Below are 15,666 nucleotides of genomic sequence, written 5' to 3' on the forward strand. Positions count from 1 at the left end.
GTGCCGGCCCGTCCCGGGTACCGGCCATGGTCATTGCGACCCGGGCGGACGGCCCGGGTTCCGGGCTCAGGCGCTGGTGCCGAGCCAGAAGCCGACATTCTTGGCGACGAACTCGTCCCAGGGCATGTAGTGCGACCCGTCGCAGGAGAAGGTCAGGCCGACCAGGCCGTTGAACAGGTTGAGCGAGCCGGAGCGCAGGTACAGGGTTTCGTCCATGAAGCGCAGGGCCTTGAAGGTCTCCAGGACGTCGCGCACGCGGTTGGCCGGCACCACCGCCTGCTCGGGATAGGGGCAGTGCGGGTAGGCCAGGCAGAGCCCGGGATCGGACAGTTCGTCGATGCCGTGCATGCGGTAGCGGTAGGGGTCGTTGAGCAGCCAGAGGGTGGCGCGCGAGCTGGAGAAGTGCAGCTTGCCGTGGAACACGCCGTGCACGGTCATCAGCTCGTTCATCAGGTCCAGCACGGTGTCGATGCGCTGGTCCATCAGGCTGTCGGTGCGGGCCTGGTAGAACAGGCCGGCGCGGATCGCCGGGTCGCCCTTCATCTGCTGCCACTGGCCCGGCTGCCGGTACATGGCCTGGGTGGCGGGCAGTTCGCGCAGGTCGAAGTCGGCGCCCAGGTAGCCGAGCAGGTGGCCGGCCGCGTCCTCGATGCGCTGCACCGCGGTCAGGCTGGGCCGGCGCGCGTTGCGGCTCAGATAAGCCTCGGAAAGTGAGAACGGCGCGCCCGCCAGGGCTTCGGCCAGGTAGGGCCGGTCGCCGCGGTCGCGGTCGAAGTGCTCGGGCATGGGCCCCTTGCGCGACAGGTTGGCGGTGATCTGCCGGGCCTGGGCGTCGAGGACGTAGAGGTATTTGCAGTACGGCAGTTCGGCCATGCCCTCGGCCAGGCGCGCCTCCAGGCGCGTGCGCTCCGGCCAGGCGTCGCGGCAGCCTTCGGCCAGGATGGACAGTGACGAGGCCAGCCAGCCTTTCAGGATCTGGCGCTGGCGGGCGATGGCATCGCGCAGGGGTTCGGACATGGCGGTGGGGTCGGAAGCCGGTGTCCGGCAAGCTTAGCGCATGCCCGCCGACGGCCAAAGCGCCCCGTGTCGGCGGGCGGCGGTATCCAGGCCGGGCACGATCGGCCTATCATTGGCCCCGATGCGATCGGCCCGGCGGGCCGAATGCCGCTGTGCATCGAGAAACGGCGCGCGGCCGTCGCACCTTTTCCCTTGTCCGAAGCAGGGTGCCATGTTGCAAGGTTTCTACCATTTCGCCGACGATGCCCGGGCATTGCCCGAGCTGCTCCAGGCCTGGCGTGCCGGCCATCCGGACCTCGGGCTCCTGGCCCTGCTCCCGGAGGCCGAGGCGGCGCACATCCCGGCCCTCCAGGCCGCCTGCCGGGCGGCCGGCATCGCCCTGGTCGGTGCCGTGTTCCCGGCCCTGCTCGGCGACGCCGGCTTTGCCGACCGGGGCATCTGGCTGGTCCGCCTGGATCCCATGCCGCCGGCCTTCCTGGTCACCGATCTCGATCACGACCCCGGGGCCGCCGCCGCCGGGGTGGCCGCCGCCGTTTCGGCGCTGACCGCCGGGCGCGATGCGGACGCCGACCCGGCCATGCTGTTCATGCTCTTCGACGGCATGCTGCCCACCGTCGGCAGCATCCTGAACGGTGTCTACAACCACCTCGGCAGCCGCGTCCACTACGCCGGCGTCAACGCCGGCAGCGAGACCTTCCAGCCCATGCCCTGCCTGTTCGACTCCGACCGCTGCGTCGGCAACGCCGTGCTCGGGCTGCTGTTGCCGGCCGCGACCGCGTACGTGGTCGGGCACGGCTACCCGGTCGCCCGCAGCCTGATGAATGCCACCTCGGCGCAGGGCAACCGCATCGACCGCATCGACGGCCGGCCGGCCTTCGACGTCTACCGGGACGTCATGCGCAGCGAGTTCGGCATCGAGCTCGACCACGCCAACTTCTACGACTATGCGGCGCATTTCCCGTTCGGCCTGGTGACCGCCATCGATGTCCTGGTGCGCATCCCGGTCGCCTTCAACGACGACGGCTCGCTGTTCTGCGTCGGCGAGGTGCCGCCCAACGCCAAGCTGCGCCTGCTGCGCGCCCCGGACCTGGCGGAAAGCCGCTGCGTCGAGTCCCTCGCCGGCCGCTTGCGCGAGCGGGCCGGCGACCCCGCCGGCCGATCCATGCTGGTGTTCTATTGCGCCGGCCGGCGCATGCACTTCGGCGCCGACGCCGGCGCCGAGATCGCCCGCCTGAGGGCGTTCACCGGCGTCGACACCGTGGCCGGCGCCCTCTCCCTGGGCGAGATCGACAGCCTGGAGGAGTTCGGCTTCCCGCGCTTCCACAACGCCGCGCTGGTCTGCCTGCTCTGACCGGCGCCGGCCGGCGTCAGGCGGCCTTGCGCTGCTTCTGGTAGAGGAACTCCAGGACCTGGCCGCGCAGGTGGTGATAGTGCGGGTCCTCCGAGAGTTTCAGGCGGTCGCGCGGACGCGGCAGGTCCACGGTGAGGATCTCGCCGATGGTGGCCGCGGGGCCGTTGGTCATCATGACGATGCGGTCGGACAGCAGCACCGCCTCGTCCACGTCGTGGGTGATCATCAGGACGGTATTGTTCAGCTCGGCCTGGATCTCCATCACCGAGTCCTGCAGGTGGGCGCGGGTGAGGGCGTCCAGGGCGCCAAACGGCTCGTCCATCAGCAACACGTCCGGTTGCATGGCCAGCGCCCGGGCGATGCCGACGCGCTGCTTCATGCCGCCAGAGATCTCGCCCGGCCGCTTGTCGGCGGCGTGGTCCATGTGCACGAGCTTGAGGTTGTGCATGACCCAGTCCTTGCGCTCCGCCTTGCTCTTGTCGGCCATCACCTTGTCCACGGCCAGCTTGACGTTCTCGTAGACGGTCAGCCAGGGCAGCAGGGAATGGTTCTGGAACACGACGGCGCGATTGGGCCCGGGTCCGCGGATCTCCTTGTCCTTCAGGAGGGCGACCCCGGCGCTGGCGTCGAGCAGGCCGGCGACGATGTTGAGGACGGTGGACTTGCCGCAGCCGGAGTGGCCGATCAGGGCGAGGAACTCGCCCTTCTGGACCTTGAGGTTGACGTCCTTGAGGGCGTTGAAGGTCCCCTTGGCCGTGTTGAAGGTCATGTCGATGTTCTGGAGGTCGAGGTAGGCGCTCATGGCAGGCTCCGCTTCGGTCGATGGGGGGTCAACGCTTGGTGTAGTCGAGTTTGTGCTGGGCCCAGCCCATCATCAGGTCGAGCACGATGCCGACCGCGCCGATGACGCCGATGGCCAGGATGATGGAGGACACGTTCAGGTTGTTCCATTCGTCCCACAGCCAGAAACCGATGCCGATGCCGCCGGTGAGCATCTCGGCGGCGACGATGACCATCCAGGCGATGCCCAGGGACAGGCGCATGCCGGTGACCACGTAGGGCAGGGTGGCCGGGAACAGGATGCGCCGGACCAGTTCCAGCTTGCCCAGCTTGAGTACCGCGGCGACGTTCATGTAGTCCTGCGGGATGGCCTTCACGCCGGTCGCGGTGTTGATGATCATCGGCCAGATGCAGGTGATGAAGATGACGAAGATGGCCGACGGGTTGACCGCCTTGAAGAGCAGCAGGCCGATCGGCAGCCAGGCCAGGGGCGACACCGGCTTGAGGATCTGGATCAGCGGCGACAGCGCCATCTGGACGCCCCGGCTCATGCCCATGACGAAGCCGAGCGGGATGCCGACGACGGCGGCCAGGCCGAAGCCGGCGCCGACCCGGGCGAGTGAGTTCAGGAGTTGCCAGCCGATGCCCTTGTCGTTCGGGCCGTTGTCGTAGAAGGGGGCGGCGAGGACTTCCTTGGCGTGTTCCCAGGTCTCGCCCGGGGCCGGGAACTCGGGTGCGACGTGGTTGTGCACGTAGCTCCAGACACCCACCAGCACGGCGAAGGTGAGCAGCGGCAGGAGCAGCATCTTGAGGATGCCGGCAAGGCGCTCGCGCCGGGCCCGGTCGGCGAGCAGGGGGGCCGGCCGGGCCGGCAAGCCCGGCGCCGCGGCGACGGGGTGGGGGTATCGGTCTGGGACATGGTCGGGGTCTCCTCGGCATCGGGCTTGCCGCCCGCCACCAGGGTGAGTTTCACGGCTTGCGCTTGCATGGCTGGCTCCTTGGCGAGGCCTCCCCCGGGGGCCGGGGGAGGCGGCGGCTCTACTTGTTCAGCTTGGCCAGGGCCTTCATGTCCACCTTCAGGTGGGACACCTTGAAGCCCTTGATGTAGTCGACCATGTGGCTGGGGTCGAACTTCATGCCGTCGAAGAACATGTCCGGCCCCATGGTGATGGGGGCCGTCGCCTGCTTGAGGGTCCAGTTCGCCTTGTTGACGCCCTCCGGCTTCCAGTCGATGGTCGGCGCGGCGACGCCGACCTCCTTGGCCGCCTGGCGGTAGATCTCGGGCAGGTAGATGCCCGAGGCGGTCTTCTTGATGTCCACCGCCCTGTCCAGCTGGCCCCAGCGGTACATCTGGGTGATGAACCAGGCCGCGTGCGAGCGCCAAGGGAAGTTGGCGGCGTAGCGGTGGAAGACGTTGAAGTCGGGCAGGGCGACCAGCTTCTCGTCCTTGCTGTAGCGCCAGGTGCCGGTCATCGAGTTGTCGACCACGTCGGTGGGGGCGTTGACGTAGGACTTGGCGGAGATGATCTTGACCACTTCCTTGCGGTTCTCGGCCAGGTCGGCCCAGGCGGCCGCCTCGATCAGGGCGCGCACCGCCGCGCGGTGGCTGTTCGGGTACTTGTCGGCCCACTCCTTGTTCACCCCGAACACCTTCTCCGGATTGTTGTTCCAGATCTCGTAGTTGGTGATGATGGACTTGCCGATGCCCATCTCGACGGCGCGCTGGTTCCAGGGCTCGCCGACGCAGTAGCCGACGATGTTCTTGGACTGCAGGTTGGCGACCATCTGGGGCGGCGGGATGACGATCAGGCGCACGTCCTGGTCCGGGTCGATGCCGGCCGAGGCCATCCAGTAGCGCAACTCGTAGTTGTGGGTGGAGACCGGGAACACCATGGCGAAGGTCATCGGCTCCTTGCCGGCAGCCTTGTCGGCGTCGATCACCTTCTTGAGGGCGCGCGCCGAGGTGGGCCGGGTTTTCATCGCCTCGGGGTCGGCGGCGACCATGCGTTCGTAGAGTTCGTTGGAGACCGTGATGCCGTTGCCGTTCAGGTCCATGCTGAAGGCGGTGACGGTGTCCTTGGGCGTGGCGCCGACGCCCAGGGTGGCGGCGATGGGCATGCCGGCCAGCATGTGGGCGCCGTCCAGGGCGCCGATGGCCACCTTGTCGCGGATGTTGGCCCAGGACGCCTCCTTGGAGACCGTGACGTCGAGGCCGTGCTTCTTGAAGAACCCCTTCTCGTAGGCGACGACGATGGGCGCGCAGTCGGTCAGCGGGATGATGCCGAACGTCAGCGCCGTCTTCTCCAGGCCTTCCGTGCCCGCCGCCCAGGCGGCGCTGCGGACGCCGGGCGGGACCAGGGACATGAGTGCGGCGGCGGCGGATAGCGTGGCGGTCTTTTTCATGAAATCTCGCTTGCTGGTGTCGATGTCGGGCGCGTCGGTGGAAACGGGGTATACCATGTTCAAACTCCAATAAAAACGGCGTCCGACCCTCGAGGGGTGGGACGCCGTTGTCCAATGTGCAGCCAAGTAGGAGAGACTACGCCGACGCGCCGTTGCGCCGGGTGGTTGTTGAGTAGCAATCACTATGCCAAGCATGGAAACACGCAGCATTGCGGCTTGCCGCCGGAAAAACGCGGGGCGCCTGCCCCGTCATGGGGCGCCGTGCACCAGCAGGCAGCCGGCGCCGCCGGGTGTGGCGCCGTTTCACGGCCGGGCAGGGTGGTAACGCCGCCCATGTCGGTCGTGGTTGAGATTCGGCCCGAAACTTGCTAATTAGACAGGGCGCTGGGCGTGCCGGAGGTCCACGCCGACGGGGTTGGCAGCAACATTCGCAGCCGTGTCGACGTCAATGACGTTATTGTTCGGTTCGGCCGCTCAGGCGGCGCCACCATTATTTCGCAGGAGTAGACATCATGACCGCAGAAAAGGCCACCACGGCTAAGGCAACCGCCAAGAAGGCCGCTTCCGAAACCGACGCCAGCAAGGCCAAGAAGGCTGCACCGGCCAAGGCGCCCGCCGTGAAGAAGGCGGCGGCTGCACCGGCTGCCGCACCGGAGGCCGCGGCCAAGCCCAAGAAGGCCCCGGCCAAGCCCGCCGCCGCGCCGGCTGCCGCGGTCGCCCCGGCCGCGAAGCCCGCCAAGGCCCCGGCCAAGGCGGCCCCGGCCAAGAAGCCGGCTGCGGCCAAGCCCGCCCCGGCCGCCAAGCCGGCCGCGGCCGAGAAGCCCGCCAAGGCCCCGGCCAAGAAGGCCGCCGCCAAGCCCGTTCCGATGGCCAAGCCGGTCGCCCCGACCGCCGAGGAACGCCAGCACTGGATCGCCATCGCCGCCTACCATCGCGCCGAGAAGCGCGGCTTCGCGCCCGGCTACGACCAGCAGGATTGGCTGGATGCCGAGGCCGAAGTCGATGCCATGATCGGCAAGGCTTGATGTCCGCCGCCGTCCGGCCGCGTGCCGGACGGCCGGCGCGGCCGGAACGGCGGCCGGTCAGAGGAGGAGGACCATGAAGCCCTACGCCGAGTCCTGTGCCCAGAACCGGGAGCCGATCCTGGCCGTGCTGCGCGGGCTGTTCGCGGACCGCAGCCGGGTCCTGGAGATCGCCAGCGGTACCGGTCAGCATGCGGTGCACTTCGGCGCCGCGCTGGCGCACCTGAGCTGGCAGACCAGCGAGCTGCCCGAGAACCACGCCGGCATCGCCGCCTGGCTGGACGAGGCCGGATTGGCCAACGTCCTGGCCCCGGTGGCGCTGGACGTCAACGACCCGGATTGGCCGCTCGACGGCCTCTTCGACGCCGTGTTCAACGCCAACACCGTGCACATCGTCGCCTGGCCGGCGGTCGAGCGCATGTTCGCCGGCATCGGCCGGGTCCTGGCGCCCGGCGGCCTGCTCTGCCTGTACGGGCCGTTCAACTACGGCGGCGAATTCACGTCCGACAGCAACGCCCGCTTCGACGCCTGGCTGAAGGCGCGCGACCCGGCCAGCGGCGTGCGCGACTTCGAGGCCCTGGACCGCCTGGCCGCGGCGCAGGGCCTGCATCTGGTCGAGGATATCGAGATGCCGGTCAACAACCGCACCCTGGTGTGGCGGCGCGCGGCTTGGACATCCGCCTGACGGAGGACCTGGCCGAACTGCCGGCCGCCGAGTGGGACGCCCTCGCCGGCGCCAATCCGACCCTGCGCCACGCCTTCCTGCACGCCCTGCAGGCGAGCGGCTGCGCGGTCCCGGCGACCGGCTGGCGGGCGCGCTTCCTGACCGCCTGGCGGGACGGCGTCCTGGTCGGGGCGCTGCCCCTGTACCTGAAGAGCCATTCCTGGGGCGAGTTCGTGTTCGACTGGGCCTGGGCCGAGGCCTACGAGCGCCACGGCTTGGCCTATTACCCGAAGGCGGTCGCCGCCGTGCCGTTCACCCCGGTCAGCGGCCCGCGCCTGCTCGCGGCCGACCCGGCCGTGCGCACCGCCCTGGTCGACGCGGCGCTCGACCTGGCCCGCTCGGACGGGCTCTCGTCCCTGCACATCCTGTTCCCCGGGCCGGACGAGGCGCAGGAACTCGCCCGCCGCGGCCTGCTGCTCCGGCAGGGCGTGCAACTGCACTGGCGCAACCCCGGCTACCGCGACTTCGAGGACTACCTGGCCGCCCTGCGCCACGACAAGCGCAAGAAGGTGCGCCAGGAGCGCCGCCGGGTCGCCGAGGCGGGTATCCAGTTCGACCACCTGGAGGGCCAGGACATCGGCCCGGACGACTGGCGCTTCTTCATGCGCTGCTACGAGGCGACGCATCGGCGCTTCGACTCGCCCATCGCCCTCAACCTGGATTTCTTCCTGCGCATCGGCGCCGCCATGCCGGACAACCTGCTCCTCATCGTCGCCCGGCGCGCCGGCCAGGCGATCGCCAGCGCCTTCTGCCTGCGCGCCGGCGACGCCCTCTACGGGCGCTCCTGGGGGGCGCTGGAACAGCACCCCGGCCTGCATTTCGAGACCTGCTACTACCAGGCCATCGACTACTGCATCGGCCGCGGCATCGCCCTGTTCGAAGGCGGTGCCCAGGGCGAGCACAAGCTGGCGCGCGGCTTCCTGCCCAGCGTGACCTGGTCGGCGCACTGGCTGGCCGAGCCGCGCTTCGCCGATGCGGTGGCCCATTACCTCGACCGCGAGGCGGGCGGCATCGCCCGCTACGTCGACGAACTGAACGAACGCGGACCGTTCCGGACCTAGGGCGGGGATGTTTTCGCGCCGCGCCGCGAATAACCGTCCGGATCCCACCGCGAACGCCGCCATGCCCCCCAGCCCCCGCCTCGACCTGCACGCCGCCCAGCCGGCCCTGGCACGCCTCCTCCAGGGCGAGCGCGCCGCCTGGTGCGACTTCGTCGGCGCCGCCGCCCCGGTGGTGCGCGCCGTCGCCCGCAAGGTGCTGGCGCCGGCCGGCCAGGACGCCGAGCTGGCCGACGTGGTGCAGGACACCTTCGCCGCCCTGTGCCGGGACGACTTCAACCTGCTGCGCCGCTACGACCCGGCGCGCGCGAGCCTGGCCACCTACCTGGGCGTGGTCGCCGGCCGGCGCGCCCTCGACCACCTGCGCCGTGCCGCGCCGGCCGCCGTCGACCTCGACGCCGTGCCGGAGGAACGCCTGGCGGTGGATCCGGCGCTGCCGGCCGGGCCGCTGCGCCTGCCGGACGACCTGCTCACCCCCCGCCAGGCCCTGATCCTGCGCCTGATCTACGAACGCGACCTGGACGTCGACGAGGTCGCCCTGCGCCTGGGCATCGCCGCCCAGAGCGTGCGCTCCCTGCGCCACAAGGCGCTCGAACGCCTGCGCGGCCATTTGCGCGCGGCCGGGGATGTTTCGCCGCCCGGCCGCGAATAAGCCTGTGAAAGGACCCGACATGGACAAGCCCACCCTGACTCCCGAAGAACGCGCGGCGTTGCGTGCCTGGCACGGCGCCGACGCCCCGGAACCCGACGACCTGGCCCTGGCCGCCTGGCTGGAAGGTCGCCTGGTCGACGCCGGCGAGACGGCCCGGGTGGAGACCTGGCTGGCCCGCGACGCTGCTCGCCTGGATGCCCTGGCGGCGGCCCTGACGGCGGCCCCGGAAGCGGTGCCGGAGGCCGAACTGGAACGCGCCGCGCGGTTGGTCACGCCACCGGCCGCGGGCCGCCGTACCGGCGCCGCCGCCTGGCCGGTGCGTCTGCTCGGCGGCAGCCTGGGCCTGGCCGGCGCCGCCGCCGGCCTGGCCGTCGGCCTCGCCCTCGGCCACTGGCACAGCCTGGTCGAGGCCAGCCAGATGGCGGCCCTGCTCGGCGATCTCGCCGGCGTCGGCCTGGGAGCCTGGTGATGCGCGCGCTGAAACTGGCCCTGGCCGTCTCCCTGCTGTTCAACCTCCTGGTCCTGGCCGGCTACCTGTACGGCCGCCTGGCCATGCCCGCCGACGACCCGGTGGTCGCCGAGCTGAACCTGCAGCCCGCCCAGGTCGAACGCCTGGCCGAGCTGCGCAGCCAGGTGCGCGAACGCCTGCGCCGGGCGCGTACCGAACTCGGCCCGCACCTCGCCGAGCTGGTCGCCGCCGCGCGCACGGCCGAGCCGGGCAGCGACCGCCTGGAGCCGGTCCTGCGCGGCCTGGCCGAGGCCAGGCTGGCGAACCAGCTGGAACTGGCGCGTGCCGTGGTCGCCTTCCGCGCCGGCCTCGGCCCGAGCCAGCAGGCCGAATTCAACCGCCGCCTGGGCCGGCCGGGCTTCGTGCTCGACCTGCTCGGCTTCGGCCGCGTCGCCAGCCTGCTGCGCACGCTGCCCGGCCTCGAATCACCCATCTTCAAACCATGAGGAGTTCGTCATGAAGCGATCCGCATTCACCCTGGCCATCCTGGCCGCCCTCGGCGCCGCCGGCCTCTGTGCGAGCGGCCCGGCCGCCGCCTGGGAGCGCCAGCGCTCGGGCAGCTACGTCGGCGCCGCCGGCCAGGAAGGCACCTTCGAGACCGTGCGCGAACGCGCTCGGGGCCAGGCCAAGCGCACCCGCAGCTGGCAGAACCGCAACGGCGAGGGTAGCGCCACGACGGTCCGGCAACGGGACCCCGGCGCCGGCACCGCCAGCCGCCAGCGCGACGTCGTGCGCGCCAACGGCAGCGAGGTCCACGCCGGCAGCCAGGCCAGCCGCAACGAGGACGGCAGCATCAGCGTCGACGGCAGCCGCACCGGTGCCACCGGCCACAGCACCGACGTGGCGCGCGAGATCAGCCGGACCGAGGACGGCTCGCTCGCCGTGTCGAGCAGCTACGGCCGCGACGACGGCAAGAGCCTGGACGTGGCCCGGACGGTGACCAAGACCGACGGCGGGCGCACGGCGACGGGCAGTTACAGCACCGGTTCCGGCGCCGCCGGCAGCTTCGCGACGAGTGCCGGGCCGACCGACCAGGGCCGCGCCCGCGCCACCACGGTGACCGGACCCGATGGCCGTACCTACCAGCACGCCGTCGACTGGCAGCGGGACGGCAACAGCGCCACGCGCACCGCCACGGCCACCGGCCCGGACGGCAACGGCGCCAGCCGGACCGGCAGCGTGACCGTCGAGACGCCCTGAGGAGACCGCCATGCGTACCGCCCTGACGATCCTGCTGGCCCTGCTCGCGCCCGCGGCCCTGGCCGAGCCGGCGGCTGCGCCCGCGCCCGCCCCGGGCGCCGCCTGGTGCCAGGCCAATCCGGAGCGTTGCGCGGAGTTGCAGCAGCGCGCACGCGACAAGTGCGCCGCCGACCCGGAACGCTGCGCCGCCGCGAAGGAGCGCCTGAACGCCGCCCGCCAGCGCTGCGCCGAGGATCCCAAGGCCTGCGAGGCGCGCCAGGCGAAGTGGCGCGAACGCCTGCAGGAACGCCGCGCCGCGCCGGCGCCGCAACCATGACGGCGCTCCGGCACGGCCTCGCCGGCATCCTGCTGGTCTGGCTGCTCGGCCTGGCCGGGCCGGCGCCCGGCGCGCCGCTCGACCCGGGCCGGATCGAGGTCGGCGGCCGCCTGCGCGACTACGCCGTGCACCTGCCGAACGGCCGCCGCCCGACTGCGCCGGCACCGCTCCTGCTGGTCCTGCACGGCGGCAACGGCGCCAGCGCCGAGACCATGATGGCGCGCTACCGCTTCGACGAGATCGGCGACCGCGCCGGCGTCATCGTGGTCTACCCGCAGGGTGTCGACCGGCAGTGGAACGACGGCCGCAACGCCTCCTTCCGGCGCGGCCGCGACAATGCCGACGTCGACGACGTCGGCTTCGTCCGGGCCCTCATCGACGTCCTGGTGCGCGACCTGCCGGTCGACCGCCAGCGCATCTACGTCGCCGGCATGTCGAACGGCGGCATGATGACCTACCGCCTGGGCATCGAGCTGGGCGACCGCCTGGCCGGAATCGCCGCGATCATCGCCAACGTCCCCGCCAACCTGATCGGCCGGACGCCGGCCGCGCCCCTGCCGGTGCTGATCATGAACGGCACCGACGACCCCGTGGTGCCGTGGAACGGCGGCCCGGTGCGGGTGCTCGGCAAGTCCTACGGCGAGGTCGTGTCGAGCCAGCGCAGCGTCGACTATTGGCTGGCGGCCGACCGCCAGACGGCGCCGCCCCGGCATACCTGGCCCGGCGATCCGGTGCCGGCCGACGGTTGCCGGCCGGAACGCATCGCCTACGGTGAACCGGGTGCGCCCGGCGAGGTCGTGCTTTACGCCATGCACGGCGGCGGCCACAACGTGCCGGGTGCCGACACCCCGAACCTGCCCGGGCTGCTGGGCCGGAAATGCATCGATTTGGACGCGGCCGAGGCGATCTGGGCCTTCCTGGCCCCGCACGCGCGCCCCTGAGCGGATTCAGCCGGCGAGCGTCGCCATGAGCATGCGGGCGACGTCGGCGATGCGCACCCGGTGCGCCATCGCCTCCCGGCGCAGGGCCTGGTAGGCGGCCTCCTCGCCCAGCTTCTCGGTCTTCATGAGATGGCGCTTGGCCTTCTCGATCAGCTTGTGTTCCTGCAGTTCCTGGCGTGCCCGCAGCATGTCCTGGTGCATGGCCTGCCACGCCTCGAAGCGCATCTGGGCCAGCTGCAGCAGGGGCTGCAGGCGTTGCGCCTCGATGCCGCTCACCGCGTAGGCGGCGATGCCGGCCGAGATGGCCGAGCGCATCGCCTCAGAGGACGGGTCCTGGCTCAGCATGACGATCGGGCGCGGGGTCGATTCGCTCATGGCGCAGACCTGCTCCAGGGTGTCGCGGCTGGGCGAGTCGATGTCCATGATGATGGTGTCGGGGCGCAGTTGCTCGACCCAGCGCGGCAGGTCGATGGCCCGGTCCAGGCGGCCGACGAAGTGATGCTGCGGCAGGTCGTGCGCCAGGGTCGCCAGGAGGTCGTCGAGGCGGCGCTTGGACTGACTGATGACCAGGATCTTGAGGGCGTCGGGCATGTCGGTCAGATCGGTGGGTGAGACGGCACGGGCCGGACGGCGCCGACGAGCAGCCTAGTCCCGGCGCCCCGGTTCGGCAAGAGGGCGCCGGCGGGCGGGCGGCTGGGCGGCGTCATGACGGTGCGTTCGATTCAGGCGGAGGCGAGCAGCCGGCGCAGCTCGGGCACGCAGGAACCGCAGTTGGTGCCGGCCTTCAGCTGCGCCGCCAGCGCCTCGACCGAGCCGGCGCCTTCGGCGACGGCGCGCCGGATGTCGTTCTCGCCGACCGCGAAGCAGGCGCAGACGATGCGGCCGCAGTCGGGCACGGCCTGGCTGGGCCGGCCCAGGAGCAGGGCCGCCCGCTCGGCATCGCCCAGGGTCTCGCGTTCGAACAGGCCTTCCAGCCAGTGGCGCGGCGGCAGGGCCGCGAAGTCGCGGTCGAAGAAGGCCACCGCCTCGATGCGGCCGTCTTCCAGCAGGGCCATGCGGTAACGGTTGGCCGCCTTGTCGCGCATCTCGATCCAGGCCCGGCCGGGGCCGAACAGGCCGCGCAGGCTGGCCGGCCAGGGGCAGTCGGCCTCCGGGCCGGCCAACTCGTAGCGCCAGCAGGCCTTGCCGCGGATGCGGGTCCAGTAGCCGGCGGTCGCGCAGTCGAACTGGGCGCGGGCCAGGACGAAGCCGTACCAGCCCGCCTCATAGGGCGTCACCGCCACCGGCGCGTGCTTGAACTCGGGCTGCCCCGAGACCGGGTCGGTGACCGCGCCGACCAGGGCGTCGACCCGGGCCTGCGCCGAGTTCTGGCCGTTCCAGTGGATGGGCGCGAATACCGAGCCCTCGCGCTGGTCGGCGCTTGCCACGGCGCGCACCAGCAGCTCGCCGTGCGCACTCGCGACCCGGGCCAGGCCGCCCGCGCGCACCCCGGCCCGGCGCAGGTCGGCCGGGTGCATCTCGACGTAGGGTTCGGCGATGTGGGCGAGCAGGCGGGCGGTCTTGCCGGTCCGGCTCATGGTGTGCCATTGGTCGCGGATGCGCCCGGTGTTGAACACCAGCGGGTGCCCGGCGTCGGCCGGGTTGGCCGGTCCGCGCGCCGGTGCCGCCAGCATGCTGGCCAGGCCGCCGGCGCTGAAATAGCGGCCGTCGGCGAACAGGCGTGCCTGGCCGCGGCCATCGGCGCCGACCGGCCATTGCACCGGCTGCAGGCGCTCGTAGTCGCAGCCGACCAGGCCGGTCAGGTCGAAGTCGCGCCGGCCCGCGTTCTCGAACGCCGACAGGGCGGCGTGTTCGTCGAAGATGGCGGCCGGACCGGCGTACGGGAAGGCGGCCTGGTGGCCCATGCGGCGGGCCACCTCGGTGACCATCCACCAGTCCGGCCGGGCTTCCCCGGGCAGGGGCAGGAAGGCGCGCTGGCGCGAGATGCGGCGCTCCGAGTTGGTCACCGTGCCGTCCTTCTCGCCCCAGGCGGCGGCCGGGAGCAGGACGTCGGCGAGGGCGGCGGTGTCGGTGTGGCGGGTGTTGTCGGACACCACCACGAACGGACAGGCGCGCAGGGCGGCGGCGACCCGGTCCGCCTCCGGGACGCTGACCACCGGGTTGGTGGCCATGATCCAGAGCGCCTTGATGCGGCCGTCCGCCACCGCCTCGAACAGCTCGACGGCCTTCAGCCCGGGACGGCGGGCGATGCCGGGGGCCTGCCAGAAGCGGCCGACCCGGTCGATCGCCTCGGCGTCGAAGTCCATGTGGGCGGCGAGCTGGTTGGCCAGGCCGCCGACCTCGCGGCCGCCCATGGCGTTGGGTTGGCCGGTGATGGAGAAGGGCGCGGCGCCCGGCTTGCCGATCCGGCCCGTGGCCAGGTGGACGTTGATGACGGCGTTGGCCTTGTCGACCCCCGAGGAGGACTGGTTGATGCCCTGCGAGAACAGGGTGACGCTCTTCGGCGTCGCCGTGAACAGGCGGTAGAACTCGGCCACTTGGGCCTCGTCCAGGCCGCAGCGCTCCGCCACCCCGGGGATGCTCAGGTCGGCGACCTCGGCCAGGGCGGCGCCGAAGCCCTCGACGTGGCGTTCCAGGTAGGCCCAGTCGATGCCGTTCTCGCGCCGCAGGTGGTTGAGCAGGCCGTGGAACAGCCAGGCGTCGGCGCCCGGCGCGATGGCCAGGTGCAGGTCGGCGATGTCGCAGGTGGCGGTGCGGCGCGGGTCGATCACGACGATCTTCATCGCCGGCCGGGCCTTCTTGGCGGCGGCGATGCGCTGGTACACGACCGGGTGCGCCCAGGCGGCGTTGGAGCCGACCAGGGTGACCAGGTCGGCGACCTCGAGGTCCTCGTAGCAGGCCGGCACGCTGTCCGAGCCGAACGCGCGCTTGTGCCCGGCTACGGCCGAGGACATGCACAGGCGGGAATTGGTGTCGATGTTGCCGGAGCCGATGAAGCCCTTCATCAGCTTGTTGGCGACGTAGTAGTCCTCGGTGAGCAGCTGGCCGGAGACGTAGAAGGCCACGGCCTCCGGGCCGTGTTCCTCGACGACCGTCCGGAAATGCCACGCCACCGTGTCCAGGGCCGCGTCCCAGCTCGCCCGCCGGCCGCCGATCTCGGGGTGGAGCAGGCGGTCGTCCAGGGCCAGGGTCTCGCCCAGGGCGGCCCCCTTGGAGCACAACCGGCCCAGGTTGGCCGGGTGCTCGGGATCGCCGCGCACGCTGTAGCCGTCGCCGTTGCGGGTCACCAGGACGCCGCAACCGACGCCGCAGTACGGGCAGGTGGTGCGTATCGGCTCGCTGGTCATCGTCTCAGCCGTTCGGGCAGCCCTCGTCCGGGCTCAGCGACAGGCGGACCACGCCGTTCTCCAGGCGCACCGGGTAGCGCGCCGCGCAACCCTCGTCCGGGGCCTGGGCGATGCCGGTGTCGAGGGCGATCTTCCAGTCGTGCAGCGGACAGGCCACCTTGTGGCCGGAGACGATGCCCTGCGACAACGGGCCGCCCTTGTGCGGACACTGGTCGCGCAGGGCGAACACCTGGTCGTCCAGGGTGCGGAACAGGGCGATGTCGCCGACCGCGGTGCGGGCGACCCGGGCGCCCTGGCGGGGGATGTCTTCCAGCTTGGCTACTTCGATCCAATCGGTCATGTCGGTG

At 71.5% G+C, this 15,666-nt stretch carries 17 protein-coding genes; 10 read left to right on the forward strand and 7 right to left on the reverse strand.

Going from position 1 to position 15,666, the window contains the following annotated elements; genetic code table 11:
• Positions 1-66: 66 nt before the first annotated feature.
• Positions 67-1,017, reverse strand: a complete 951-nt coding sequence (locus tag EZJ19_RS15400) for a PDC sensor domain-containing protein (RefSeq protein WP_131449168.1) — start codon at positions 1,015-1,017, stop codon at positions 67-69.
• A 211-nt stretch (positions 1,018-1,228) separates the two neighbouring features.
• Here EZJ19_RS15400 and EZJ19_RS15405 point away from each other — a divergent pair, with 211 nt between their 5' ends.
• Complete coding sequence (locus EZJ19_RS15405; protein WP_165873599.1) at positions 1,229-2,368, forward strand: FIST signal transduction protein; 1,140 nt, start codon at positions 1,229-1,231, stop codon at positions 2,366-2,368.
• Between the two features lie 16 nt (positions 2,369-2,384).
• On the opposite strand, the gene EZJ19_RS15410 is transcribed toward EZJ19_RS15405, so the two are convergent.
• The 3 genes from EZJ19_RS15410 to EZJ19_RS15420 form a co-directional block, all read right to left on the reverse strand.
• Positions 2,385-3,170: an ABC transporter ATP-binding protein gene (locus EZJ19_RS15410; protein WP_131449172.1), complete on the reverse strand. Its 786-nt coding sequence runs from the start codon at positions 3,168-3,170 to the stop codon at positions 2,385-2,387.
• A gap of 28 nt (positions 3,171-3,198) precedes the next feature.
• A complete protein-coding gene (gene ntrB, locus EZJ19_RS15415; protein ID WP_240754803.1) occupies positions 3,199-4,023 on the reverse strand; it encodes a nitrate ABC transporter permease in 825 nt (274 codons plus the stop codon).
• Between the two features lie 163 nt (positions 4,024-4,186).
• The gene (locus EZJ19_RS15420; RefSeq protein WP_206199455.1) at positions 4,187-5,608 is read right to left on the reverse strand and encodes a CmpA/NrtA family ABC transporter substrate-binding protein; all 1,422 of its coding nucleotides are present in this window, start codon (positions 5,606-5,608) and stop codon (positions 4,187-4,189) included.
• 455 nt (positions 5,609-6,063) lie between these two features.
• Here EZJ19_RS15420 and EZJ19_RS15425 point away from each other — a divergent pair, with 455 nt between their 5' ends.
• The 9 genes from EZJ19_RS15425 (at position 6,064) to EZJ19_RS15465 (ending at position 11,972) form a co-directional block, all read left to right on the forward strand.
• Positions 6,064-6,576 (forward strand): DUF2934 domain-containing protein, encoded by a 513-nt coding sequence (locus EZJ19_RS15425; protein ID WP_131449174.1) that lies wholly within the window; start codon positions 6,064-6,066, stop codon positions 6,574-6,576.
• A gap of 73 nt (positions 6,577-6,649) precedes the next feature.
• Positions 6,650-7,258: a DUF938 domain-containing protein gene (locus tag EZJ19_RS15430; RefSeq protein WP_131449176.1), complete on the forward strand. Its 609-nt coding sequence runs from the start codon at positions 6,650-6,652 to the stop codon at positions 7,256-7,258.
• Positions 7,243-8,358, forward strand: a complete 1,116-nt coding sequence (locus EZJ19_RS15435; protein ID WP_206199456.1) for a GNAT family N-acetyltransferase — start codon at positions 7,243-7,245, stop codon at positions 8,356-8,358. Before EZJ19_RS15430 ends, EZJ19_RS15435 begins: the two co-directional genes overlap by 16 nt.
• A 61-nt stretch (positions 8,359-8,419) precedes the next feature.
• The gene (locus EZJ19_RS15440) at positions 8,420-9,007 is read left to right on the forward strand and encodes an RNA polymerase sigma factor (protein ID WP_165873600.1); all 588 of its coding nucleotides are present in this window, start codon (positions 8,420-8,422) and stop codon (positions 9,005-9,007) included.
• Between the two features lie 19 nt (positions 9,008-9,026).
• Positions 9,027-9,476: a hypothetical protein gene (locus EZJ19_RS15445; protein ID WP_131449182.1), complete on the forward strand. Its 450-nt coding sequence runs from the start codon at positions 9,027-9,029 to the stop codon at positions 9,474-9,476.
• Positions 9,476-9,961: a Spy/CpxP family protein refolding chaperone gene (locus EZJ19_RS15450; protein ID WP_131449184.1), complete on the forward strand. Its 486-nt coding sequence runs from the start codon at positions 9,476-9,478 to the stop codon at positions 9,959-9,961. The genes EZJ19_RS15445 and EZJ19_RS15450 overlap by 1 nt, the downstream gene beginning before the upstream one ends.
• 10 nt (positions 9,962-9,971) lie before the next feature.
• Positions 9,972-10,715 (forward strand): hypothetical protein, encoded by a 744-nt coding sequence (locus EZJ19_RS15455; protein WP_131449186.1) that lies wholly within the window; start codon positions 9,972-9,974, stop codon positions 10,713-10,715.
• A 10-nt stretch (positions 10,716-10,725) separates the two neighbouring features.
• Entirely contained in the window at positions 10,726-11,031 is a 306-nt protein-coding gene (locus tag EZJ19_RS15460; protein WP_131449188.1) for a hypothetical protein, read from the forward strand.
• The gene (locus EZJ19_RS15465; RefSeq protein WP_131449190.1) at positions 11,028-11,972 is read left to right on the forward strand and encodes a CE1 family esterase; all 945 of its coding nucleotides are present in this window, start codon (positions 11,028-11,030) and stop codon (positions 11,970-11,972) included. Before EZJ19_RS15460 ends, EZJ19_RS15465 begins: the two co-directional genes overlap by 4 nt.
• A gap of 6 nt (positions 11,973-11,978) precedes the next feature.
• Here EZJ19_RS15465 and EZJ19_RS15470 read toward each other — a convergent pair whose 3' ends face one another.
• The 3 genes from EZJ19_RS15470 to nirD form a co-directional block, all read right to left on the reverse strand.
• A complete protein-coding gene (locus tag EZJ19_RS15470) occupies positions 11,979-12,563 on the reverse strand; it encodes an ANTAR domain-containing response regulator (protein WP_131449192.1) in 585 nt (194 codons plus the stop codon).
• Positions 12,564-12,694: 131 nt separating this feature from the next.
• Positions 12,695-15,319 (reverse strand): nitrate reductase, encoded by a 2,625-nt coding sequence (locus tag EZJ19_RS15475; protein WP_131449194.1) that lies wholly within the window; start codon positions 15,317-15,319, stop codon positions 12,695-12,697.
• A gap of 4 nt (positions 15,320-15,323) precedes the next feature.
• Positions 15,324-15,659: a nitrite reductase small subunit NirD gene (gene nirD, locus EZJ19_RS15480; RefSeq protein WP_131449196.1), complete on the reverse strand. Its 336-nt coding sequence runs from the start codon at positions 15,657-15,659 to the stop codon at positions 15,324-15,326.
• Positions 15,660-15,666: the final 7 nt, after the last annotated feature.

Origin of the sequence: Parasulfuritortus cantonensis (assembly GCF_004337445.1) — a bacterium.
GTDB lineage: Bacteria > Pseudomonadota > Gammaproteobacteria > Burkholderiales > Thiobacillaceae > Parasulfuritortus > Parasulfuritortus cantonensis.